Genomic DNA, 24,095 nt, shown 5'->3' with positions numbered 1-24,095 from the left:
GGCGCCAGCGGCACCGGATGCTTCGAGCGTGACCGCAGCCCCACCCCAGCCCGTCCGGCGTTTGAGGACGAGGCGCGCAGCGCCGATCCGCGTCAGCCGGCGCAAGGCGACGGTCAGCCCGGCCGGCGTTTGAGGCCAAGCGCCGCCAGGCGCGACAAGCGGGCGCAGCCCGCAAGAGGGGGCCGGGGGCGCAGCCCCCGCGGCGGTACGGGACCGAGATCCGCCACGGGGCCCGGGGCCCGCGAACCGCCCCGGATCAGTCGTCGTAGCCCTCCGCCGCCCGCCTCTCCCGAAGCTCCCGGATCGCCCGCCTCCGGGCGAGCCGATGCGTACGCCGGATCTCCGCCTCCTGAAAGCGCCGCCGATCCCGGTCCGTCTCAGGAAGGACCGGCGGCACGGTACGCGGCTTGCCCTCCGCGTCGATCGCCGTGAACACGAGGTACGCCGACCCGACCTGCGTCGGAGGCGCGGCCTCGTTCCACCGCTCGGTGAGCACCCGGACGCCGATCTCCATCGACGTCCGCCCCGTCCAGTTGCACTGGGCCTTCACGTGCACCAGATCACCGACGTGCACGGGCTCCAGGAACACCATCTCGTCCATGGACGCCGTCACGGCCGGCCCCCCGGAGTGCCGCCCGGCCACCGCCCCCGCCGCGTCGTCGACCAGTTTCATGATCACACCACCGTGCACCGTCCCGAGAAGGTTCGTGTCGGCGGCGGTCATGATGTGCGAGAGCGTCGTACGGGAGGCCGCGGTCGGCTTCCCCGGCGGAGCGGGATCGTTCATGACCGTAAGCGTATGTGCCACGCCGGACAGCGACACACCGGGGTGCAAATGCGACAGATCTGCTACGGCCCCAACCCGATTCCGTACCCGGCTGTCCACCGGCCTCCCCGGCAGGGCAGACTTCCCGCATGAACGACTGGCCCGATGGATGGTCCGAAGGCAACAGGTCGCGCGGCGGGAACGGCGGCCAGGGACGCCACGCCGAACCGACGCGCACGATGCCGCACGTCCCGCGGCAGCAGTCGCGCGGCGGGTATGACGGCTACGACGACGGGAACGCCGGCTACGGCGCCGACGACGGCTACAGCCAGGGCCGCGTCTACGGCGGCCGCGGCGGCGACGGCTACGACGGCGACCAGGGCTACGGCCGCCCCCGGCCGAACTGGCGCAAGCGGATCACCGTGGGCCTGCTCACGCTGATCGTCGTCATGCTCATCGTCTCCATCGGCACGTACTTCTGGGCCGACTCCAAGCTCCGCAAGGAGGTCGACCTCAGCAAGGTCGAGGACCGCCCCGAGGGCGGCAAGGGCACCAACTACCTCATCGTCGGCTCCGACAGCCGCGAGGGCCTCACCAAGGACGACCAGAAGCGCCTGCACACCGGATCGAACGAGGGCAAGCGCACCGACTCGATGATGATCCTGCACGTCGGCGACAACGGCACCACCATGCTCAGCCTGCCGCGTGACTGGTACGTCACGATCCCGCCGTTCAAGGGCTCCGAGTCCGGCAAGCAGTACGGCTCGCAGAAGACGAAGATCAACGCCGCGTACTCCCAGGACGGCGCGCAGCTGCTGGTCCGCACGGTCGAGTACAACACCGGGCTGAAGATCGACCACTACGCCGAGATCGGCTTCGGCGGCTTCGCGAACATCGTCGACGCCCTGGGGGGCGTGGAGATGTGCTTCGACAAGGCCGTCAAGGACAAGAACTCCGGCGCGGACTTCTCCAAGGGCTGCCACGACCTGGACGGCGCCGAGGCCCTGGCCTTCGTTCGCAACCGGTACGCCCTCGCGGGCGGCGATCTGGACCGTACGAAGAACCAGCAGAAGCTGCTCGCCGCCCTGGCGAACGAGGCCGCGAACCCCTCCACGGTCCTCAACCCCTTCTCCCTCTACCCGACCATGAGCGCCGGCCTCGACTCCCTGATCGTCGACAAGGACTCCTCGCCCTGGACGGTGCTGCGGATGTTCTGGGCGATGAAGGGCGTGAACGGCGGCGACGGGAAGCGCCTGAACCTGCCGACCGTGTCGGGCGGCAACGTGCCCGGCGTCGGCTCCGTCCTGAAGTGGAACGAGGCCAAGGCGAAGCCGCTGCTGGAGCAGCTGAAGAACGACGAGAAGGTCACCGCCACCAACTGACGGGCGAGCCGCCCTCATCGACAGCCCGACCGGCCGCGTCCCGCAGGTAATTCAGCTGCGGGCCGCGGCCGTCGTTGCTACTGTCCCCGGCATGTCAACGCCCCGCATGTCCTAGCGAAGGACCCAGGTTCCACACCACACCTGTGTCCCTTCGTGACTACGGAGCGTAACCAAAAATGATCACCGTAAGCGGCGTCGACGTGCGCGCTGGAGCCCGTCTGCTGCTCTCCGGCATCGGATTCCGCGTCGCCCCCGGCGACAAGATCGGCCTCGTCGGCCGCAACGGCGCCGGCAAGACCACCCTGACCACGATCCTGGCCGGCGAGGCCGAGCCCGCCGCCGGCACGGTCACCCGCGTCGGCACGGTCGGCTGGCTGCCGCAGGACCCCCGCACGGGGGACCTCGAGGCCACCGCCCTGGCCCGCATCCTCTCCGCCCGCGGCCTCGACCGCGCCGTGGCGGCCCTGCGCGCCGCGGAGTCGGCGATGACCGAGGCGTCCGGTCCCGCGCTGGACCGGGCGCTGGCGGCGTACGCGCGCGCCGAGGCGGAGTTCACCGCAGCCGGCGGCTACGCGGCCGAGGCCGAGGCGGCGCGGGTGGCCGCCGGTCTCGGGCTGTCCGACGCCACGCTCGCCCAGCCGCTCGGCACGCTCTCCGGCGGCCAGCGGCGGCGGGCGGAGCTGGCCCGGATCCTGTTCACCGGATACGACACGCTGCTCCTCGACGAGCCGACGAACCACCTCGACACGGACTCCGTCGGCTGGCTGCGCGAGTGGCTCGCGGCGTATCCGGGCGGGCTGGTCCTGATCAGCCACGACACCGGGCTGCTGGAGTCCGTCGCGAACCGGGTCTTCCAGCTGGACGCCCAGCGGGCCGCCATCGACGTGTACAACGTCGGCTGGCGCCGCTACCTCGCCCAGCGCGAGACGGAGGACCGCCGTCGTACCCGCGAGCGCGCCGCCGCCGAGCGCAAGGCGTCCGCGCTGCACGCGCAGGCGGACCGGATGAAGGCCCGCTCGGCGACCGCCGTCACGGCCCGCAGCATGGCGCGCCGCGCCGACCGGATGCTGTCGGAGCTGGAGCCCGTCCGGCGTACGGACAAGGTGGCGCGGATCGCGCTGCCGGACCCGGCGCCGTGCGGACGGATGCCACTGGCGGCGGTCGCGCTGCGCAAGTCGTACGGACCGCTCGACGTGCTGTCCGGCGTCGATCTGGCCGTCGACCGCGGCAGCCGGCTGGTGGTGCTCGGCGAGAACGGCGCCGGCAAGACGACGCTGCTGCGGCTGCTGGCCGGGGCGGAGGAGCCGAGCGGCGGGCGCGTGGTCCACGGCCACGGGCTGCGCCTGGGCTACTTCGCGCAGGAGCACGACACCCTGGTGCCGTCGCGCACGGTGCTGGAGAACCTGACGGCGGCCGCCCCTGGGCTGACGCCGGGGGAGGCGCGCCGCATCCTCGGCCGCTTCCTCTTCTCCGGCGACGACGCGGACAAGCCGGCCGCCGTCCTCTCCGGCGGCGAGAAGACCCGCCTGGCCCTGGCCACGCTGGTCGTCTCCGGCGCGAACGTGCTGCTCCTGGACGAGCCGACGAACAACCTCGACCCGGCGTCGCGGGCGGAGGTCCTGTCGGCCGTACGGGCCTACACGGGCGCGATCGTCATGGTCACCCACGACGAGGCGGCCGTCGGAGCGCTCGCCCCGGACCGGGTGCTCCTGCTGCCGGAGGGCGACGAGGACGTGTGGGACCCGTCGTACGCCGAGCTGGTGGCGGTGGCGTGAGGCGAGGTGGGGGAGCCCGCGGGCTCCCTCACCGCACCTCGATGAACGCCCCGGCCTGCCGCGCCGGGCGCTGCTTCGGCGGCGCCGCGGCGTGGCCGACGGCCACCGTGCCCATGGGGTCCCAGCCCGCCGGCAGGTCCAGGACCTCCCGTACGACCTCGCGGCAGAACATCGTCGACGACACCCACGCCGAGCCGAGGCCCTCGGCCGCCAGCGCGACGAGCAGGTTCTGCACGCCCGCGCCCATCGCGACCACGAACATCTCGCGCTCGGCGGCGTTGCGGCCCGCGTCGGGGTACTCGTGCGCCCCGGAGGTCTCCAGACAGGGGACGACCAGGTAGGGCGCCCGGTACAGCACGTCGCCGCGGCGGACCCGCCTGGCGATCGACTCCTCGCTGAAACCGCTCAGTTCCCGCAGGTCCCGTACCCACGCCGCGCGCATCGCGTCCAGCAGCCGCACCCGGATCCCCGCCGACTCCAGCAGGACGAACCGCCACGGCGTCGTGTGGTGCGGCGCCGGCGCCGTCACCGCCGCGGCCACCGCCCGCCGTACGGCCGCCCCGTCGACGGGCTCCCCGGTGAACTCCCGCACCGTGCGCCGCTGCGTCACGGCCTCGCGGATCGCCTCCGAGGTGCCGAGGCGGAACATGTCCTGCGACGCGTCGCGCACCAGCGCCCGCGCCCCCGGGCCGTCCTCCTCGGTTACGACGTGGGGCAGCCCGCGTACGACCGCCACCGGCAGCCCGTCCGCCTTGCCCTTCACCAGCTCGCCCGCCGCCGCGAGTTCGTCGGCGGTGGCCACGACGGTGACGCCCAGCGGAGTGCCGTGCACGTCCGTCGTACCGCGCAGGTCGTCCAGCACGCGCACGCCCGCCGCGCCGATGCCGACGTCGGTGAGGCCGTTGCGCCAGGGGCGGCCGAAGGTGTCCGTGACGACGACGCCGACCTCCACCCCCAGCGCCTCGCGCAGGCCGGCGCGCAGCGCGCGGGCCGAGGCGTCGGGGTCCTCGGGGAGCAGCAGCACGGTGCCGGGTTCGGTGTTGGACGCGTCGACACCGGCCGCCGCCATCACCAGCCCGTGGCGCGTCTCGACGATCCGGGTGGGCCCGCGGCGCGCGACCAGCCGCACGGCCTCCGCGTCGATCGCGGCCTCGCGGTCGTCGGCCCGTACGATCCGGCCCTCCGCCTTGCTGACGATCTTCGAGGTGACGACGAGGACGTCCCCGTCCTCGAGCTCCGGTCCGGCGGCCGCGATCAGCTTCACGAGGTCGTCGCCGGGCCGCACTTCGGGGATCCCGTGCAGCGCGCGGACGCTGTACTCCGTGGACGGCGCGCTCACGCCCGTACCTCCCCGGCCAGGCGCAGGGCGGCGGCCGCCATCTCCGCCGCGGCGTCGACGTCGGTCATCATCAGCGGCACCGCCAGGCAGCGGATGCCCGCCTCTTCCACGGCCTCGACGTGGCCGGCGTCGGCCTCGTCGACCAGCCAGCCGTCGATCAGCCCGGAGCCGTAGTGCAGCGCCACGGCGGCGGCGGTGGACTCGACGCCGACCGCCGCGAGGACCTTGTCCGCCATTCCCCGCACCGGCGAGCCGCCCACGATGGGGGACAGGCCCACGACCGGCACCCCGGCTTCGGCGATCGCCTCGCGGATGCCGGGGACGGCGAGGATGGTGCCGATGGAGACGACGGGGTTCGACGGCGGGAAGACGATGACGTCCGCCTGCGCGATGGCCTCCAGCACACCCGGCGCCGGCTTCGACTGCTCGGCGCCGACGGGGATGATGGCGTGCGCGGGGACGGCGGCGTGGTGCTTGACCCAGTACTCCTGGAAGTGGACCGCCTTGCGCGTGCCGTCCTCCAGCTCCACCAGGACGTGCGTCTCGACCCGGTCGTCGCTCATCGGCAGCAGCCGCACCCCGGGCTGCCAGCGGTCGCACAGCGCCTCGGTCACCGCGCTCAGCGGATAGCCGGCCCCGAGCATCTGCGTCCGTACGATGTGCGTCGCGAAGTCGCGGTCCCCGAGGCCGAACCACTCCGGGCCGACGCCGTACGCGGCCAGCTCCCCCTTCACCGTGAAGGACTCGTCCGCGCGGCCCCAGCCCTGCTCCTCGTGGATGCCGCCGCCCAGGGTGTACATCACCGTGTCGAGGTCGGGGCAGACCTTGAGGCCGAAGAGGTGGATGTCGTCGCCGGTGTTCCCGATGACGGTGATCTCCGCGTCCGGGGCGGCCTTCTTCAGACCGCGCAGGAAGCGGGCACCGCCGATGCCCCCGGCCAGAACCACAATGCGTCGCATGGGGGACAGTCTTGCAGCCCGGGTGTCAGCCGCTGCAGCCGAGCACCCGTGCCGGCGCCGGCGTCTCCCCGTGCATCGGCATCTCGGTCAGCCCGGGGAAGTACACGTGCAGGCTCACCGCCGGGGTCAGCTCCTCGTTGACGACCTCGTGTGCGAAGCCGGGCGCGAAGACCCGCTGCGCGCCCGGCGTGAGGGAGCGCCGGCCCGCGCCCGTGTGCTCGGCGAGCTCCCCCTCGAGTACGGCGAACACGCCGGACGAGGGCCCGTGATCGTGCCGCCCGCTGCCCTGCCCCGGCAGCCAGCTCAGCAGCCACACCTCGTACCCGGGGCCGGTCTCCAGCCGGTGGTACCAGCGGGTCGTCGCGTCGTACTCCACCAGCGGCGCCCAGGCGGCGCGGTCCTCCGCGATGCGCCGCGCCAGGCCGGCGAACTCGGCGACCGTCGTCGGATGCTCGGGGGCGGGCGGGAGGAGATGGGGGATGGCGAGCGGGTCGCCGCCGATCTGGATGTCGGTGAGCTGGGAGTACCTGTACATCAGGGGAGGGATTCCTTGACCTGGTGCTGGCGGGAGGAGGCGAGAGCGCCGGCGCCGGAGTTGCGGCGCGGCCTGCTGTCACGGGGGTTTCGTCGTGCTTCAGGCGCCTGGATCGCGGTTCGCGGATCGCGGTGACCGGGGGCGCGCTGAGGGGGTGCTGGAGCTCAGAAGGAGCTACGACAGCACTGCGTACAGCGACAACACAGACGAGACATCGTGTCCAGGAGAGCGGGTCGAGGGGGCGCCTGTCAACCGGATGTCGCGTTTGTCTGCTTTCTCTCATCCAATCCGGTGAGAGGGCTAGGCGAAAGGTTTTGGCAGGCCGATGTACGGAGAGGTCCCGCACCATCCGTGGCGCCAAACGCCGTTGCCGTTCTGTGATCCCACCGTGATCCAGGTCGCATCGGCGGGCGGTCCGCAACGGACCGGACCCTCCGTGCGTCCCTCCTTTCGTGGGGATGGCTGTGCGGCTGGAGCCGTATGGAAGTGTCATGGTTTCTGCTGATATGAACACTTTCTGCGAGCGCTTGGTTCCGCAGGGTGAATAAGGGGCCCAATACCAGATCCCGGCTTGACCCTCCCCGAGTGCCGCACTTGTAATTTCACTCGTGTCGTTCGGGCTTCGGTAACGGCGACATCACGGGGAAGCAAAGACCGACGAGGGGCGCGCACATGACCGAGCTGTTCGAGCAGGTGCTGGTCGAAGAAGCGGACGAGGAGCTCGGCTGGCAGGAGCGGGCGCTGTGCGCCCAGACCGACCCCGAGTCCTTCTTCCCGGAGAAGGGCGGCTCCACCCGCGAGGCGAAGAAGGTCTGCCTCGCGTGCGAGGTCCGCTCCGAGTGCCTCGAGTACGCCCTGGCCAACGACGAGCGCTTCGGCATCTGGGGCGGCCTCTCAGAACGCGAACGCCGCCGCCTCAAGAAGGCCGCGCTCTAACCCCGAACCGCCACCCCCGCAGACCGCGCCACACGCCCGCCCCCACCGGGGACACCCTGCAAGCGCCGAGGGCGCCCCGCGGCCAGAGGGCCCAGGAACCCCACAAGCGACGAGGACCGCACCGCCGGGGGTGCATCGCCTTGTGAGCGGCGAGGTCCGCACCGCTGCGGGCGGCTGGGCCGCCCAGGGGGCGGCACGGGCGGGCGCAGCGGCCCCGCACCCGGGCCGCCCGGGGTGACCTCAGCGGCCCGCCCCGCGGCGCAGCCGAAACCGACGACCAGGCCGCACCCTTGCGCACGGCGCACGGCGCACGGCGCACGGCGCACGCCGCACGGCACCCGGCACACGGCCGCACCGCTGCCGCAGGCGGGGGCACCCTGCAAGCGGCGAGGTCCGCACCGCTGCGGGCGGCTGGGCCGCCAGGGGGCGGCACGGGCGGGCGCAGCGGCCCCGCACCCGGGCCGCCCGGGGCGACCCCAGCGGGCCGACCCGCGCAGCGGCCCCGCCCCCGGACCAGGCAGAGGCACCGCGGCGCAGCCACCCCGCCCCCGGGAAAGGGCGCCCCCAGCGAGGCACCCCCCCGGCGGCAGCCACCCCCGCCGGAGGCGACGAATAGCGCATACCGGACCCGAGTTATCCACAGGCAACCCGAAGCGCCGCACGCACCAAGGCCGGAGGCCGTTAGTGTGGGGCCCGATGTCCAGCTACGCCGCCCAAGAAACAGCCGCCCCTGAGCTGCCCGCCCACGTGGTCACCGCCGTGCTCGTCGCCCACGACGGTGCCCGCTGGCTGCCCAAGGTGCTGGAGGGCCTGGTAGGCCAGGAACGCCCCGTCCAGAGCGTCATCGCAGCCGACACCGGCAGCGCGGACGACTCCGCCCGCCTGATGACCGAGACCCTCGGCCAGGACCGGGTGACCCACCTCGCCCGCCGCACCGGCTTCGGCACAGCCGTCGCCGAAGCCGCCCGCACGGCAGGCGTGCTGACCCCCGACGACCTGCCGTACCTGCGCCGCCCCAGCGGCTGGGACCCGGTGAGCCGCCAGTGGCGGGACGACGCGTACGACATGCCGGACCTCCCGCACGGCGAGCCGGTCCAGTGGCTGTGGCTGTTGCACGACGACTCCGCGCCCGACCCGGGCGCCCTGGCCGCGCTGCTGCGCGTCGCCGACGCCAACCCCGACGCCGCCGTCATCGGCCCGAAGCTGCGCGGCTGGTACGACAGGCGCCAGCTGCTGGAGACCGGCGTCTCCATCGCCGCGAGCGGCCGCCGCTGGACCGGCGTGGACCGCCGCGAGCAGGACCAGGGACAGCACGACGGCACCCGCGACGTACTGTCCGTCTCGACCGCCGGCATGCTGATCCGCCGCGACGTCTTCGACCAGCTCGGCGGCTTCGACCCGAAGCTCCCGCTGATGCGCGACGACGTCGACCTGTGCTGGCGCGTCCACAAGGCCGGACACCGCGTGCTGGTCGCCACCGACGCCGTGGTGCGGCACGCCGAGGCAGCCGCCCGCGAGCGCCGCAGCATCGACTGCGTGGGCCGCGGCGTCGCCAGCCCCCACCGGGTCGACAAGGCGGGCGCCGCCTACACACTGCTGGTCAACGCCCGCGGCGCCGCCCTGCCGTGGATCGCGTTCCGCCTGGTGCTCGGCACCCTGCTGCGTACGCTCGCCTACCTCGTCGGCAAGGTGCCCGGCCAGGCGCTGGACGAGATCCGGGGCCTGACGCAGGTGCTGTTCAACCCGTTCCGGGTGCTGGCCGCCCGCCGCAGACGCGGCCGCGGCGCCGTCGACCCGGCGGAGCTGAAGCCCCTGTTCCCGGGCCGCGGCGCCACCGTCCGTATGACGTTCGAGCAGGTCATCAGCAACTTCGCGGGCCGCGCCGAGCCGGAGCGCTCCGGCGGCGGCCGGCATGGCGCGGTGGAGTCGGGCCCCGGCGGGGACGACGCGGACTTCCTGGAGATCGAGCAGTTCGCCCGGCTGAAGTCGATCGCCCGCAGGCCGGGCCCGGTGCTCTTCGCCGTCCTGCTGCTGTTCTCGCTGATCGCCTGCCGCCAACTGCTCGGCGGCGGCTCCCTGATGGGCGGCGCGATGCTGCCCGCCCCCGCCGACCTGAGCGAGCTGTGGGCGAGATACCTCGACAGCTGGCACCCCCTCGGCATCGGCGGTACGCAGAGCGCGCCGCCGTATCTCGCGATCGTCGCCGGAGTGTCGACCCTCGCCTTCGGCTCCACGAGCACGGCGCTCACCCTGCTGCTGGTCTGCTCGGTCCCGCTGGCCGGTTTCACCGCGTACTTCGCCTCCCGCCCGCTGGTGCCGTCCCGGCTGCTGCGCGCCTGGGGCAGCGTGGTGTACGCCTTCCTCCCGGCCGCCACGGGCGCCCTGGCCTCCGGCCGGATCGGCACCTGCGTGCTGGCGATCTTCCTCCCGCTGATGGCGCGCGCCGCCGTCGCGGCGAGCGGGCTGACCGGCCGCCCCGGCTGGCGTTCGGCCTGGGCGTACGCCCTGATGCTCACCGTCACCACCGCCTTCACCCCGGTCATCTGGCCGATCGCCCTGGTCGTCGGCGCCGCGCTGCTGGCGTTCCGCGCCGCGACCGGCCGCGGGCTGCTGCTGGCCTGCGGGCTGCGGCAGCTGGCCGCGCTGCTCACGCCGCTGGTGGTGCTGGCACCGTGGTCGCTGGACCTGATCGCCTCGCCGTCGCGTTTCCTGGCCGAGGCGGGCATGGACTTCGGGACCCCGGACGTCTCCGCTCTCGACCTGCTCTTCTTCAGCCCCGGCGGGCGCAACGCCGCCGCCGGCTTCCTGCTGGCCGGGATCGTTCTCGCCGCGCTCGCCGCGCTGCTGCGCGGTGACCGCTCGCTGCCGATCCGCGCCGCCTGGGCGGTCGCGATCGCCGGTTTCCTCTTCGCCGCCCTGTCGGCCGAGGACTGGGCCGGCCCCGCCACCCTCGTCTACGGACTGGCGATGCTGTCCGCCGCCGTGCTCGGCGCCGACGGCGCGCGGCACCGCGTCGCGGAGCAGAGCTTCGGCTGGCGCCAGCCCGTCGCCGTACTGATCGCCGCCGCCTGCGGCATCGGCCCGCTCGTGCTGGCAGGCGGCTGGATGTGGCGCGGCGCCGACGGCCCGCTGGAGCTGCGCGACCCGGTGCAGGTCCCCGCGTTCGTCGCCGAGGAGTCCGGTACGCAGGACCAGCCGCGCACGCTGCTCCTCGGCGGTACGCCGAGCGAGGTCACGTACACGCTGGTCCGCGGTGCGGGCGCCGAGCTGGGCGACGCGGAGCTCGCCGGGAACGGGCCCGTCAGCGCCGGGCTCGGCGAGGTGGTCGCCGGGCTGGTCGCCGGTTCCGGCGCCGACCAGACCTCCGGGCTCGGCGGCTTCGCGGTGCGCTACGTCCTCGTACGCAACGACGAGCCCGCCGCCCGCCAGATGGGCCGGGTGCTGGACTCCACGCCCGGTCTGACGCACCTCAGCGAGCAGAAGGGCGGCGCGCTCTGGCGCGTCGACCGCCCGGTCGCCCGCGTCACCATCGTCGACGACAAGTCCGCCGAGCCGGTCCTGGTCCCGGCCGGCCCGGTCGACGTCACCACGGACATCGAGTCCGGCTCCGCGGACCGCGTACTGCGGCTCGCCGACGCCTACGACTCCGGCTGGACGGCCACACTCGACGGCCGGACCCTGGCACCGACCAAGGTGGACGGCTGGGCGCAGGGCTTCGAACTGCCCGTCGAGGGCGGCAGACTGACCGTCCGCCACACCACGGCCACCGGTCACACGGTGTGGGTGTGGACGCAGGCCGCCATGCTGCTCGTCGTGGTGGTGCTTGCCCTGCCCGGACGGCGCCGCCAGGTCGACGACGACCTGCCCGAGAGCGAGCTCCCCGCGGACATCCCGCCCCAGCCCGTCGAGGGCGAGGGCCGCCGGGCCCGCCGGCTGCGCGCCGCCGCCGAGGCGGCCCAGACCGGCCAGCCGGCCGAGGAGCCGCAGCCCCAGCCGGAGCCGGAGCCGTATCTGCAGGCGGCCGTCGCCGACCCGTACGCGGCGGTGCCGCAGCAGGGCGGTTACGGCGACTGGGACACGGCCGCGTACGCCACGCAGCCGCAGGCCTACGCCGACCAGCAGGGCGGCTACGACCCGTACAACAGCGCCCAGCCGTCGTACGACCCGGCCGGCGGCTACTACCAGCAGCAGCCCGAGACCACCGCCCCGGCGGCCGACGCCTTCCAGGCCTTCGGTGAACGGCAGCAGCAGCACCGCGACGGGAGCGACCCGCAGTGACCCGCACCACCCTCTCCCTGATCGCCGCCGCCACGGCCCTCGTCGCGGTCACAGGTGTCGCCTCCCTGACCGTCCCCGGGGACGCCGCCCCGGCGGCGTCCGCCGGCGCCCCGGCCCGGCTGCCCGTCGAGCGGTCCACGCTGCTGTGCCCGGGAGCCGGCCTGTCGGACCTCAGCGAGACGACGTACACCGCCGTCACCCCCGGCGGCGAGGGCACCGGCGACGGCGCGGCGAAGCTGAGCGCGGCGCTGAAGGCCGGGCAGACCGAGCCCGCGGCCAAGCCCCTCGCCACGCTCAAGGAGGCCGGCAAACCCGTCTACGTCGAGACCGACAAGGCGAACGCGCCCGCCGTGATCGGCGACGCCGAGAAGGGCATGGCGCCCGGCTTCGCCGTCCAGCAGACCACCGAGATCGACGCGGGAGCCGGCCGCGGCCTGCTCGGCGCCCGGTGCACGGCGCCGGACACCGAGTTCTGGTTCCCCGCGGTGAGCCTGGCCGAGGACCGGCAGGACCACGTCTATCTGACGAACCCCGACGACGCCGGCGCCGTGGTCGACCTGGAGCTGTACGGGCCGGAGGGGCTGATCAGCGACGCGGACGGCGAGCAGCAGGTCCCCGGCCACGGCTCCAGCTCGGTGCTGCTCTCCACGCTCACCGACGAGCCGCTGGAGCTCGTGACGCTCAAGGTCACCGTCCGCTCCGGCCGCGTCGGCGCCGCCGTGCGCGCCACCGACGACAAGCTCGGCGGCGACTGGCTGCAGCCCGCCGCGGACCCCGCGGCCCAGGTGGTGCTCCCCGGCATCCCCAAGGACGCCACCTCGGTACGGCTCGTGGCCTTCGCCCCCGGCGACCAGGACGCGGAGCTGGGCATCAAGTACTCCGGCCCCACCGGCCAGATCACGCCCGCCGGGAACGAGACGCTGACCGTGAAGAGCGGGATGACGGCGTCCGTCGACTTCACCGGCCTGACGGCCGGCGAGGGCGGCTCCCTGATCCTGCGCCCCGCCGAGGGCTCCACCGCCCCCGTCGTCGCCGCCCTGCGGGTCACCCGGGGCAAGGGCGCGAACCAGGAGACGGCGTTCATCCCGGCCACCGAGGCGATCGCCGAGCGGGCCACGGCGGCCGGCAGCTGGGCGGTGTCCGGCAAGGCCGGCGGTACGACGCTGGCGCTGACGGCCCCGGACGCCGAGGTGAAGGTCAAGGTCACCGCCACCGACGGCAGCAAGGGCGGTACGCGCACGGAGAAGACGTACACGGTGAAGGCCGGTACGACCCTCACGCCCACCGACCTGCCGGTCCCCGACGGCAAGCTCGGCACCGGCCGCTACGCGCTGACCGTGGAGAAGCTGTCGGGCGGCGACCTGTACGCGGCGCGGATGCTGGAGCAGAAGAAGGACGGGGTGCCGATGTTCACCGTCCAGACGCTGCCGGACGACCACGGCACGGTGGCCGTGCCGAAGACCCGCCAGGACATCTCACTCCTGGGCGACTGAGCACCGGCCGGGCACGGCGGCCGGGCTCACTCCTGCCCGTAGTGCGGGTCCACGGACTCGGGCGCCAGGCCGAGCAGTTCGGCCACCTGCTCCACGATGATCTCGTGTACGAGCTGCGCGCGTTCGTCGCGGTTCTTCGCCCGGATCTCGACGGGCCGGCGGTAGACGACGATCCGGTCGGGCAGCCCGTTGCGGCTGCCCGACAGCAGCGTGCCCAGCGGCACCCCGCCCTCGTCGTCCAGGCTGATCGGCAGCTCCGGGTCCCCCGGCACGTCCAGCACGCCGAACTCCACGGAGGACAGCTGGGGCCAGCGCCGCTCCAGCCGCTGGGCGGAGTCGTTCACCAGGTCGATGAACGCGTCGGCACGGCTCACGGAGAGCGGTACCTGCGGGGGCGCGACGGGTCCGCGCATGCCGCGGCCGTGGCGGTCGCGCCGGCGGGGCCGGGGTCCTCCGCCAGGGCGGGGGGACGGGCCCGGATCTGGGGTCATGGCAGCGTGCTCCATCAACCATGAGCGTAGCCCGCCCGGGGCCCTGACATGCGCGTGCGCGGCAAGCATCCACATGTCATGGAATGACCGTCCAGGGGCGTTTTGCTTATCGATCGAAGCCCTGCAGGGGTCGCCGCCGCCCACCCAATTGACGCTACTTGTCCGCATTGGTGACGGCTTTCATGCCCATCTCTGCCAGTACCGGATACGAACCGCCAGGTCATCCGGCGTGCGCGGGGGGCGCCCGGAGGGCAGGCGGGTGACGACACAACCGGGTGAGCTGCGGGAGAGTCGTCGCGGCCCGCTCAGTAGTGCGGTACCGTCCAACGTCGTGAGCCCTGTCCGCCGCTGTTCGCGCACTGCCTGTGGCCGCCCTGCCGTGGCGACGCTGACGTATGTCTACGCGGACTCCACCGCGGTCCTGGGGCCCCTGGCCACGTACGCGGAGCCGCACTGCTACGACCTGTGCACGGAGCACTCGGAGCGCCTCACCGCCCCCCGCGGCTGGGAGGTCGTCCGCCTCGCGATCGCCCCCGGCCCGGCCCGCCACAGCAGCGACGACCTCGAAGCCCTGGCCAACGCGGTCCGCGAAGCGGCCCGCCCCCGCCAGTCCCCGGAGGACCAGATCACCCCCTCCACCCGCGAAGCGGACCCCATGGAAGTAGCCCGCCGCACCCACCTCCGCGTCCTCCGCGCCCCCGACGCCTGACACCCCACCCCCTCCCGGGGACACCGCCCCCGAACCCCGTCGCGCCCGGCCGACGCGGTGGCACCGCCCTGCCGGGCGCGGACTCCCGTCCAGAGGGGAGCGAGGGCGAGAGCCGCACCCCACGCCACCGAGGCGGGGCCGCATCCCACCTCACCGGGACCGATCCCAGCCCGTCCGGCGTTTGAGGACGAGCGCCGCAGGCGCGATCGCGGGCGCAGCCCGCGACGGGGGCCCGGGGGCGGAGCCCCCGCAGCGAAAGGCGACGCACGCACCCGACGCCCACAAAGCCGACCAGGGACAAACGCACCCGTACTGCCGGGCACAAGCCCGGATCGCGTACTGTGCGGAGCGAGACGCTGACCGGGAGGGCAGGACTGTGGCCGATCTGGCGCAGATCGTGAAGGCATACGACGTTCGCGGGATCTACCCCGCGCAGCTCGACGAGGAACTCGCGACCCACTTCGGCGCCGCGTTCGTAGAGGTCACCGGCGCGGAGGCGATCGTCGTCGGCCACGACATGCGCCCCTCGTCCCCCGCCCTGGCCGCAGCCTTCGCCGCGGGCGCGGCGACCCGCGGCGCGGACGCCACCCTGATCGGCCTGTGCTCCACGGACGAGCTCTACTTCGCCTCCGGCAGCCTCGGCCTCCCCGGCGCGATGTTCACCGCCAGCCACAACCCGGCGCAGTACAACGGCATCAAACTGTGCCGCGCCGGCGCCGCCCCCGTGGGCCAGGACTCCGGCCTCGCGGAGATCCGCGCCCTGGTCGAGCAGTGGACGGAGCCCGGAGCCACCGCCCCCGAGCCCGCCGCGACCCGCGGCCGAGGCACTGTCACCGAGCGCGACGTCCTCGCCGACTACGGCACCCATCTGCGCTCCCTCGTCGACCTGGCGGCCATCCGCCCGCTGAAGGTCGTCGTGGACGCGGGCAACGGAATGGCCGGCCACACCGTGCCGTCCGTCCTCGCGGGGCTGCCGCTGGACGTCGTACCGATGTACTTCGAGCTCGACGGCACCTTCCCCAACCACGAGGCCAACCCCCTCGACCCCAAGAACATCGTCGACCTCCAGGAACGCGTCCGCGCCGAACAGGCCGACCTCGGCCTCGCGTTCGACGGCGACGCCGACCGCTGCTTCGTCGTCGACGAGAACGGCGACCCCGTCTCCCCCTCCGCGGTCACCGCCCTTGTCGCGGCCCGGGAGCTGGCCCGCAACGGCGGCAAGGGCACGATCATCCACAACCTGATCACCTCGTGGTCGGTCCCCGAGGTCGTGAAGGAGAACGGCGGCACCCCCGTCCGTACCCGCGTCGGCCACTCCTTCATCAAGCAGGAGATGGCCCGCACCGGCGCGATCTTCGGCGGCGAGCACTCCGCGCACTACTACTTCCGCGACTTCTGGAACGCCGACACGGGCATGCTCGCCGCCCTGCACGTGCTCGCCGCGCTCGGCGGCCAGGACGGCCCGCTGTCGCAGCTGACCGCGTCGTACGACCGCTACGCCTCGTCCGGCGAGATCAACTCCACGGTCGCCGACCAGACGGCCCGCGCGGCGGCGGTCCGCGCCGCGTACGAGACCCGCGAGGACGTCACCCTGGACACCCTCGACGGCCTCACGGTCACGTCGGCGGACTGGTGGTTCAACCTCCGGGCCTCCAACACGGAACCCCTCCTCCGCCTGAACGTCGAGGCCCGCGACAGCCGAACGATGGAGCAGATCCGCGACGAGGTCCTAACCCTGGTCCGAGCCTGACCGGACGTTTCCAGCGTCACTGCGGCACCACCCCAGCCCGTCCGGCGTCTGAGGACTGAGGCGCGAAGCGCCGAACCGCGCCGCAGGCGCCGACGCAACCGGGCGTTTCCAGCGTGACCGCGGCACCGCTCCAGCCCGTCCGGCGTCTGAGGACTGAGGCGCGAAGCGCCGAACCGCGCCGCAGGCGCCAGCGCAAACCGCACGATCCAGCGTCACCGCAGCACCCCCCCAGCCCGTCTGGCGTCTGAGGACTGAGGCGCGAAGCGCCGAACCGCGTCAGCCGACGCAAACCGCACCGACCCCCGAACCGCCCCCCGCAGGGAACCGCACCAGGCGACACCGCAGGCCCAGCGCTAAGCTGAAGCCGCAGCCCCGAACCCACCACCCGAAAGGGCGACCGCCATGCCCGTAGACGCCGGCCTCCTCGAGATCCTCGCCTGCCCGGCATGCCACGCCCCGCTGACGGACGGTGAAACGGAGCTGGTGTGCACCAGCGACACCTGCGGGCTGGCCTACCCCGTCCGGGACGACATCCCCGTCCTGCTCGTCGACGAGGCCCGCCGCCCGGCGTAACGAAACGACAGCGGAGATGCTGGACGAGTCGTTCCTCGACACCCCCGACGCACTGGCCCGGGCGGACGCCCGCGGCCTGCTGCTGGCGGCGGCCGAATCAGGCGCCCGCGTGCGCAACGCGGCACGGGCGGCCGCGGAGGCGGGCATCGGTACGCTGCGGCCCGACGGCCGCCCACGGTCCCTGCTGCTCGCCGGTCCCGGCCCCAGTACGTACTGCGCGGCCGACGTGCTGGACGCCCTGCTGAGCGGCAGCGTCCAGATCAGGCCGGTCAGCCCCACGGGCGCGGACGCCGACCCGGCCACCCTGCGCTGGGCGCTGCCCGGCTGGGCCGGCCCGCTGGACCTGCTGGTCGTGGCGACCGGCTGGGGCCGCGAGCCGGGCCTGGAGGCGCTGGTGGAGCAGGCGTACCGGCGCGGCATGTCCGTGGTCGCCGTGGCCCCCCGCGACAGCCCCGTGACGGAGACCGTCGGCACCACGCACGGCATGACGCTGCCGATGATCCCGCTGCCGGCCGTGGAGGAGCCCGGCAGCGAACCGGAGGCCCCCGGCACTCTGTGGGCGCTGCTCACCCCCCTGCTGGCGCTCACGGACCGGCTGGGCCTGCTCTCCGCCCCGGCGAAGGCCCTCGACGAGCTCGCCGACCGCCTGGACTCCGTGGCGGAGCGCTGCGGCCCGGCCATCGAGACGTACACCAACCCGGCGAAGACCCTCGCCGCGGAGCTGTCGGACTCGCTGCCGCTGCTGTGGTCCACCGGCCCGCTGTCCACCGCCACCGGCCGGCATCTCGCCGCCACGCTGGCCGCCGTCGCCGGGCGGCCGGCCCTCGCCGCGCCGCTGCCGCACGCCCTGCAGGCCCACGGCCCGCTGCTGGCCGGCCAGCAGGCGGAGGACCCCGAGGACTTCTTCCGCGACCGCGTCGAGGAACCCGAGCCGCTGCTGCCCCGCGTGGTCCTGATGCACGACGGTGAGCCCGCCGGCGCCTCCCCGGCGCCCGCCGCCCGCGCCCTGGCGCACGGCCGGGGCACCCCGATCAGCGAACTGGAGCCCGCCGAGGGCACCCCGCTGCAGATCGCCGCCGAACTGATCGCCCTCGCGGATTTCACGGCCGTTTACCTCGCTCTGGCATCGTCCGACCGCTGACAGACCGGGTCGCACGATCCGACCGCTGACAGACCCGGGTCGCACGATCCCGACCGACAAGACCCGAACAGACGGAGCCATGGACCGACTGACGAACACCGTCCGCCCCTACGCCTGGGGTTCCGAGACCGCCATCCCCGAGCTGCTCGGAACCGAGCCGACGGGTGAGCCCCAGGCCGAGCTGTGGATGGGCGCCCATCCCGGCGCCCCTTCCCGTATCGACCGCGGCGCCGGTCTCGTCTCGCTGGCGGACGTCATCGGTGCCGACCCGGACGCCGAGCTGGGCGCCGCGGCCGTGGCCCGGTTCGGCCCCCGGCTGCCGTTCCTGCTCAAGGTGCTGGCCGCCGCCGCCCCGCTGTCGCTGCAGGTCCACCCCGACCTCGTACAGGCGGAGTCGGGCTACCGCGCCGAGGAGGAGACGGGCGTCCCGATCGACGCACCGCACCGCAACTACAAGGACGCCAACCACAAGCCCGAACTGATCTGCGCCCTCACCCTGTTCGAGGGCCTGTGCGGCTTCCGTACGCCGGCACAGGCGGCCGAGCTGCTGGAGGGCCTCGGGGTCGACGGTCTGCTGCCGTACGTCGACGCGCTCCGCGCCAAGCCGGAGGGCGACGCCCTTCGCGAGGTGCTGACGGCCGTCCTCAGCGCCCCGCGCGAGGCAATCGCCGCCACCGTCGACGAGGCGGTGCGGGCGGCGGAGAAACTCGCCACCTCCTCCTCCCCGTTCGCCCGCGACTACGCCACCTACGCGGCGCTCGCCCACCACTACCCGGGCGACCCCGGTGTCATCGCCGCCATGCTGCTGAACGTCCTGCGCCTGCAGCCCGGCGAGGCCGTGTACCTCGGCGCCGGTGTCCCGCACGCCTACCTCGACGGCGTCGGCGTGGAGATCCTCGCCAACTCCGACAACGTGCTGCGCTGCGGCCTGACCCCCAAGCACGTCGACGTCCCCGAGCTGCTGCGCGTCGTGCGCTTCGAGCCCGGCGAGCCGGACGTGCTGCGGGCGGACGCAGTCGGCGCGTACGAGACCCCGATCGACGACTTCCGCCTCTACCGCTACGACCTGGACGACAGCGCCCGGACGATCGAGGTGAACGGCCCGCAGGTCCTGCTGTGCACCGACGGCAGCGCCGAGATCACCGTCGCCGACGGCAGCCATCTCTCGCTGCACCGCGGCGAGTCGGCGTTCGTGGGGGCCGAGGAGCGGACGGTCCACGCGAGCGGTTCGGGCACGCTGTTCCGGGCGACGGTCCGCACCTGACACCGCACGGGCCGGGTCGCCGCCCCCCTGTCCGCACCAACTGACACAATGGCCCCGCCGTGATGGGGCGCACACCGCGCCCCATGGGGACCACGAAGGGACAGGGCAGGCACAGATGGCTGCAGGAGGCGGTACGAAGGCGATCGTGGCGGCGTTGGTCGCCAATCTCTCGATCGCGGCGGCGAAGTTCGTGGCGTGGGCCTTCAGTGGTTCGTCGTCGATGCTGGCGGAGGCCGTGCACTCGCTCGCCGACTCCGGCAACCAGGGCCTGCTGCTCCTCGGCGGCAAGCGCGCCCAGCGGGCGGCGACCAAGGAGCACCCCTTCGGCTACGGACGCGAACGGTACGTCTACGCCTTCCTGGTCTCCATCGTGCTGTTCTCCGTCGGTGGCCTCTTCGCGGTCTACGAGGGCTATCACAAGATCGAGGACCCGCACGAGATCGAGCACTGGTACTGGCCGGTGGGCGTGCTCGTCTTCGCGATCATCGCGGAGTCGTTCTCCTTCCGTACGGCGATCAAGGAGACGAACGAGGTCCGCGGCAGCCAGGGCTGGTGGGAGTTCATCCGCCGCGCCAAGGCCCCCGAGCTGCCGGTGATCCTGCTGGAGGACCTCGGCGCGCTGATCGGTCTGGTCCTCGCCCTGTTCGGCGTCGGCATCGCGATCCTCACCGGCAACGGCGTCTGGGACGGTATCGGCACCCTGTGCATCGGCGCGCTGCTGCTGCTCATCGCCGCCGTGCTGGCGCTGGAGACGAAGTCCCTGCTGCTGGGTGAGGGCGCCGCCGACGCGGACGTCGAGAAGATCCACGCCGCGCTGGAGGCCGGCGAGGACGTCGACGAGGTCATCCACATGAAGACGCTGTACCTCGGCCCCGACGAGCTGCTGGTCGCCGCCAAGATCGCGCTGGGCGGCGAGGACACCATGGCCGCCGTCGCCCGCGCGATCGACGAGGCGGAGGCCCGGGTCCGCGAGGCCGTACCGGTGGCCCGGGTCATCTACCTCGAGCCCGACCTGCTGCGGTACCCGTCGCCGAACTGATCCTTCGTCCGTACGGGACGGGGTCGGCGTTCCGCCACACGGAACCCCGGCCCCGTCCCGTACGGCCTCATTCGATCTCGGCCAGCACCCGCAGGACCTCGCCGTCCGTCGGCGCCCGCAGCAGCCGCGACCTGAAGTCCGGGTCCGCCAGCCTCCCGGACAGCGCGGCGAGGAGCCGCAGATGCTCGTCACCGGCCGCCGCCTCCGGCACGCCGACCAGGAAGATCAGCCTGGCCGGGGTGCCGTCCGCCGAGCCCCAGTCCACACCTGCCGCCGAGCGGGCGAAGCCGGCGACGGGCTCCGTGACAGCGTCCGTCCTGGCGTGCGGCAGGGCGCTCTCCCCGCCCAGCCCGGTGGTGCCCTCCGCCTCCCGCGCCAGCACCGCCGCCACGAGGGCGTCCGGGTCGGCGACCTTGCCTGTACGGGCCAGCATGCCGACGATGGCGCGGATCGCGGAGTCGCGGTCGCCGGCGCGCAGATCACGCTCGATGGTCCCGGCGGTGAGCCGGCCGGACAGGGCGGAGCCGGGGGCGCCCCTGTCGAGGCCGCCCGTGCCCCGGCCGCCACCACCCCGACCGCCCAGCTTCCGCACGCTGCTGGCGACCGTCCGGCCGCTCTCGTCGGTCGTGGACACGACGAGCTTGACCGTCGGCGGCGAACCGCCGTCCGTCTTCCCACCGGTGCGGTCACCGGAGGCGCCTGCGTCAGGAGATTCGGGACTGGTCACTGAGTCTCTCCGAGAAAGGCCGCGCCGCCCGTGGCGTGGCGGTAGCTCCGCCCACTGCGTACGAAGCGCGCCTTTCCGCCATTTTCGGCGCGCTTCACGCCAACCGCATCCGCGGATCTGGCCCGGCCCCACTCGCCCGTACGCCCCTCTGCGGTAGATTTCAGGGAGCCAGACGTCGCTGCTGATGGCGGTCGGGCGGGCCCAGGGCGGCCCGCGCGAGGGAGAGAGGGCCTCCGACGGACTGAGCCGCAGGCAGGGGACAGCCATGTCCCCATGCCCGGACGCCTTCGGCGTCGCGGGTGCGGCTCAGCGACCCTTCCGACCCATGCTTGGAGAGCTGGAATGGCAGCCATGCCGACGACTTCCACCACGACCACCGGCCTCGACTACAAGGTGGCCGACCTCTCGCTCGCGGCCTTCGGCCGCAAGGAGATCGAGCTGGCCGAGCACGAGATGCCCGGCCTGATGGCGATCCGCGAGGAGTACGCCGCGACCCAGCCGCTCGCCGGCGCCCGCGTCACGGGCTCCCTGCACATGACCGTGCAGACCGCAGTCCTGATCGAGACCCTCGTCGCCCTCGGCGCCGAGGTCCGCTGGGCGTCCTGCAACATCTTCTCCACCCAGGACCACGCCGCCGCCGCGATCGTCGTCGGCCCGAACGGCACCGTCGACAACCCCCAGGGCGTCCCGGTCTTCGCCTGGAAGGGCGAGACGCTGGAGGAGTACTGGTGGTGCACGGAGCAGGCCCTGACCTGGCCGAACACCCCCACCGGCGGCCCGAACATGATCCTGGACGACGGCGGCGACGCCACCCTCCTCGTCCACCAGGGCGTCGAGTACGAGAAGGCCGGCGCCGCCCCCGCCGTCGAGACCGCGGAGAACGACGAGCACCGCGTCATCCTCGAACTGCTCAACCGCACCCTCGCCGAGAGCCCGCAGAAGTGGACCCAGCTGGCGTCCGAGATCCGCGGCGTCACCGAGGAGACCACCACCGGCGTGCACCGTCTGTACGAGATGCACCAGGCCGGCACGCTCCTCTTCCCGGCGATCAACGTCAACGACTCCGTCACCAAGTCGAAGTTCGACAACAAGTACGGCTGCCGCCACTCCCTGATCGACGGCATCAACCGCGCCACCGACACCCTGATCGGCGGCAAGGTGGCCGTGGTCTGCGGCTACGGCGACGTCGGCAAGGGCTGCGCGGAGTCCCTGCGCGGCCAGGGCGCCCGGGTCATCGTCACCGAGATCGACCCGATCTGCGCGCTGCAGGCCGCGATGGACGGCTACCAGGTCGCGCGCCTGGAGGACGTCGTCGAGACCGCCGACATCTTCGTCACCACCACCGGCAACAAGGACATCATCCTGGCCGCCGACATGGAGCGGATGAAGCACCAGGCGATCGTCGGCAACATCGGCCACTTCGACAACGAGATCGACATGGCCGGCCTGGCCAAGGTCCCCGGCATCGTCAAGGACGAGGTCAAGCCGCAGGTCCACACCTGGACCTTCGCGGACGGCAAGAAGATCATCGTCCTCTCCGAGGGACGCCTGCTGAACCTGGGCAACGCGACGGGCCACCCGTCCTTCGTGATGTCCAACAGCTTCGCCAACCAGACCATCGCCCAGATCGAGCTCTTCACGAAGACCGAGGCCTACCCGGTCGGCGTGTACGTGCTCCCGAAGCACCTGGACGAGAAGGTCGCCCGCCTCCACCTCGACGCCCTCGGCGTACAGCTCACCGAGCTGCGCCCCGAGCAGGCCGCCTACATCGGCGTCCCGGTCGAGGGTCCGTACAAGGCGGAGCACTACCGCTACTGAGCGGGCAGCCCCGCACTGACCCGGTAGTCACACGGTCACCCGACCGCCGCCCGGTCCCTCCCGAGGGGCCGGGCGGCGTCGTCGTTAGGGTTCGGAACATGCCCCGCGGCCGCTACTCGCTCCACGACCCGTACGACGACACCCCCCTCGGCGCCGAGCACTTCCAGTGCGCCCCCGGCCCGACAGGCTGGCGCTACGTCTCCCAGCTCACGACCCCGGCCGGCGACCCCGCGGGCTCGGTGGACCTGACCCTCGACCACCTCGGCCGCCCGGTCCGCCTGGAACTGCACGCGGGCGGCTGGCAGGTCCGCGGCGCGGCCATGGACGGCGTCACCTGGGTACGGACCGACGCGGCCGGCCTCGACGCCCGCGAGGGCAACGCCCCCGCCCCGTCCTTCACCGGCCAGTCCCCGGCGTTCCTCGTCGCCACGGCCCGTCTCCTGAACCTGGCCGAGGGCGAGACCCGCCGCGTCCGCCTGGTCGCCCTGACACCACCGGTCCTGGCGGCACGCACGCTGGACCAGTCGTGGACCCTGGCGGAAACACGCCTGCACGACACGGACAGCGGCCCGCTCCGCGTGCGGACGTACCAGGTCGCGGACATGGAAACCGGGGAGCAGGCCGAGGTCCACCTCGCCGGCGACGTGGTCCTGGCGGCGCCCGGCATCGAGCTCGAGGATCTGGAGTCGCCACCCAACGAGTTCGACACGCAGGTCTGATTGGCATCGGGCCCGGCAAACCTGCTACTGTCCACTTCGCCCCGGCGGAACCCTTGACAGGGAGACGCGGGGGAGGTAGATTCGAACAGTTGCCTGGAACTTGAAAGTTTGAAGGCGGCCAGTTAAGGTCTAACTCGCTCAGTCCGAAATGCTTTTCGGATGAGCCGCCCCGAATTCACCGCCCAAAGCGAGGAAAAACTCGCCGAAAAGGTCTGGTAGAGTTCGGAAAGCCGCAGGAAGAACCCGCAAGGGAACGGAATGCAGCGAGCCCGCCGGCCGGGACAGAGACTGAAAAGGATCTGATATAGTCGGAAACACCGAAGGGAAGCGCCCGGAGGAAAGCCCGAGAGGGTGAGTACGAAGGAAGCGTCCGTTCCTTGAGAACTCAACAGCGTGCCAAA

The 24,095-nt window shown here is 73.0% G+C and carries 19 protein-coding genes; 13 read left to right on the top strand and 6 right to left on the bottom strand.

Going from position 1 to position 24,095, the window contains the following annotated elements; translation table 11 throughout:
• Window positions 1-256 precede the first annotated feature (256 nt).
• Entirely contained in the window at window positions 257-787 is a 531-nt protein-coding gene (locus tag AB0M28_RS33195; RefSeq protein WP_365413216.1) for an acyl-CoA thioesterase, read from the bottom strand.
• Between the two features lie 128 nt (window positions 788-915).
• Here AB0M28_RS33195 and AB0M28_RS33190 point away from each other — a divergent pair, with 128 nt between their 5' ends.
• Together AB0M28_RS33190 and AB0M28_RS33185 are read left to right on the top strand one after the other, a co-directional pair.
• Window positions 916-2,148, top strand: a complete 1,233-nt coding sequence (locus AB0M28_RS33190; protein WP_365413214.1) for an LCP family protein — start codon at window positions 916-918, stop codon at window positions 2,146-2,148.
• A 176-nt stretch (window positions 2,149-2,324) separates the two neighbouring features.
• Entirely contained in the window at window positions 2,325-3,923 is a 1,599-nt protein-coding gene (locus AB0M28_RS33185) for an ABC-F family ATP-binding cassette domain-containing protein (RefSeq protein WP_365413212.1), read from the top strand.
• Between the two features lie 28 nt (window positions 3,924-3,951).
• Here the strand turns inward: AB0M28_RS33185 and AB0M28_RS33180 are convergent, their stop codons facing one another.
• The 3 genes from AB0M28_RS33180 to AB0M28_RS33170 are packed head-to-tail and all read right to left on the bottom strand — an operon-like array spanning window position 3,952 to window position 6,756.
• Entirely contained in the window at window positions 3,952-5,262 is a 1,311-nt protein-coding gene (locus tag AB0M28_RS33180) for a coenzyme F420-0:L-glutamate ligase (protein WP_365413210.1), read from the bottom strand.
• Window positions 5,259-6,221 carry a 2-phospho-L-lactate transferase gene (gene cofD, locus AB0M28_RS33175; protein ID WP_365413208.1) on the bottom strand — a complete coding sequence of 321 codons (963 nt, stop codon included), beginning with the start codon at window positions 6,219-6,221 and terminating at the stop codon, window positions 5,259-5,261. The genes AB0M28_RS33180 and cofD overlap by 4 nt, the downstream gene beginning before the upstream one ends.
• A gap of 25 nt (window positions 6,222-6,246) precedes the next feature.
• Window positions 6,247-6,756 (bottom strand): cysteine dioxygenase family protein, encoded by a 510-nt coding sequence (locus tag AB0M28_RS33170; protein WP_365413206.1) that lies wholly within the window; start codon window positions 6,754-6,756, stop codon window positions 6,247-6,249.
• Between the two features lie 672 nt (window positions 6,757-7,428).
• Here AB0M28_RS33170 and AB0M28_RS33165 point away from each other — a divergent pair.
• The 3 genes from AB0M28_RS33165 (at window position 7,429) to AB0M28_RS33155 (ending at window position 13,463) form a co-directional block, all read left to right on the top strand.
• Window positions 7,429-7,692 carry a WhiB family transcriptional regulator gene (locus AB0M28_RS33165; protein ID WP_153456857.1) on the top strand — a complete coding sequence of 88 codons (264 nt, stop codon included), beginning with the start codon at window positions 7,429-7,431 and terminating at the stop codon, window positions 7,690-7,692.
• 696 nt (window positions 7,693-8,388) lie between these two features.
• Window positions 8,389-11,970, top strand: a complete 3,582-nt coding sequence (locus tag AB0M28_RS33160; protein WP_365413204.1) for a glycosyltransferase family 2 protein — start codon at window positions 8,389-8,391, stop codon at window positions 11,968-11,970.
• Window positions 11,967-13,463 (top strand): DUF5719 family protein, encoded by a 1,497-nt coding sequence (locus AB0M28_RS33155; RefSeq protein WP_365413202.1) that lies wholly within the window; start codon window positions 11,967-11,969, stop codon window positions 13,461-13,463. Before AB0M28_RS33160 ends, AB0M28_RS33155 begins: the two co-directional genes overlap by 4 nt.
• Before the next feature lie 26 nt (window positions 13,464-13,489).
• On the opposite strand, the gene AB0M28_RS33150 is transcribed toward AB0M28_RS33155, so the two are convergent.
• The gene (locus AB0M28_RS33150) at window positions 13,490-13,954 is read right to left on the bottom strand and encodes a metallopeptidase family protein (RefSeq protein WP_365413200.1); all 465 of its coding nucleotides are present in this window, start codon (window positions 13,952-13,954) and stop codon (window positions 13,490-13,492) included.
• Window positions 13,955-14,234: 280 nt separating this feature from the next.
• Between AB0M28_RS33150 and AB0M28_RS33145 the strand changes: the two genes are divergently transcribed.
• The 6 genes from AB0M28_RS33145 (at window position 14,235) to AB0M28_RS33120 (ending at window position 20,430) form a co-directional block, all read left to right on the top strand.
• Window positions 14,235-14,663: a DUF3499 domain-containing protein gene (locus AB0M28_RS33145; protein WP_365413217.1), complete on the top strand. Its 429-nt coding sequence runs from the start codon at window positions 14,235-14,237 to the stop codon at window positions 14,661-14,663.
• A 376-nt stretch (window positions 14,664-15,039) separates the two neighbouring features.
• On the top strand, window positions 15,040-16,413 hold the full coding sequence (locus tag AB0M28_RS33140; RefSeq protein ID WP_365413198.1) for a phosphomannomutase/phosphoglucomutase: 1,374 nt from the start codon (window positions 15,040-15,042) through the stop codon (window positions 16,411-16,413).
• A 402-nt stretch (window positions 16,414-16,815) separates the two neighbouring features.
• Window positions 16,816-16,986, top strand: a complete 171-nt coding sequence (locus AB0M28_RS33135) for a Trm112 family protein (protein WP_365413196.1) — start codon at window positions 16,816-16,818, stop codon at window positions 16,984-16,986.
• A gap of 16 nt (window positions 16,987-17,002) precedes the next feature.
• Window positions 17,003-18,127 carry an SIS domain-containing protein gene (locus AB0M28_RS33130; protein WP_365413194.1) on the top strand — a complete coding sequence of 375 codons (1,125 nt, stop codon included), beginning with the start codon at window positions 17,003-17,005 and terminating at the stop codon, window positions 18,125-18,127.
• 79 nt (window positions 18,128-18,206) lie between these two features.
• Window positions 18,207-19,391 carry a mannose-6-phosphate isomerase, class I gene (gene manA, locus AB0M28_RS33125; RefSeq protein WP_365413192.1) on the top strand — a complete coding sequence of 395 codons (1,185 nt, stop codon included), beginning with the start codon at window positions 18,207-18,209 and terminating at the stop codon, window positions 19,389-19,391.
• Window positions 19,392-19,506: 115 nt separating this feature from the next.
• Entirely contained in the window at window positions 19,507-20,430 is a 924-nt protein-coding gene (locus AB0M28_RS33120) for a cation diffusion facilitator family transporter (protein ID WP_365413191.1), read from the top strand.
• Window positions 20,431-20,497: 67 nt separating this feature from the next.
• Here AB0M28_RS33120 and AB0M28_RS33115 read toward each other — a convergent pair whose 3' ends face one another.
• Window positions 20,498-21,157 carry a PTS sugar transporter subunit IIA gene (locus AB0M28_RS33115; protein WP_365413189.1) on the bottom strand — a complete coding sequence of 220 codons (660 nt, stop codon included), beginning with the start codon at window positions 21,155-21,157 and terminating at the stop codon, window positions 20,498-20,500.
• Between the two features lie 351 nt (window positions 21,158-21,508).
• On the opposite strand from AB0M28_RS33115, the gene ahcY reads away from it, so the two are divergent.
• The gene (gene ahcY / locus AB0M28_RS33110) at window positions 21,509-22,975 is read left to right on the top strand and encodes an adenosylhomocysteinase (protein ID WP_365413187.1); all 1,467 of its coding nucleotides are present in this window, start codon (window positions 21,509-21,511) and stop codon (window positions 22,973-22,975) included.
• Window positions 22,976-23,073: 98 nt separating this feature from the next.
• A complete protein-coding gene (locus AB0M28_RS33105; RefSeq protein ID WP_365413185.1) occupies window positions 23,074-23,694 on the top strand; it encodes a hypothetical protein in 621 nt (206 codons plus the stop codon).
• The last annotated feature ends 401 nt before the right edge of the window (window positions 23,695-24,095 follow it).

Source organism: Streptomyces sp. NPDC051940, from assembly GCF_040680895.1.
In the GTDB taxonomy this organism is placed as follows: domain Bacteria; phylum Actinomycetota; class Actinomycetes; order Streptomycetales; family Streptomycetaceae; genus Streptomyces.
Note: the sequence above shows the minus strand (reverse complement) of the source record. Positions and strands in the feature narration are given on the sequence as shown.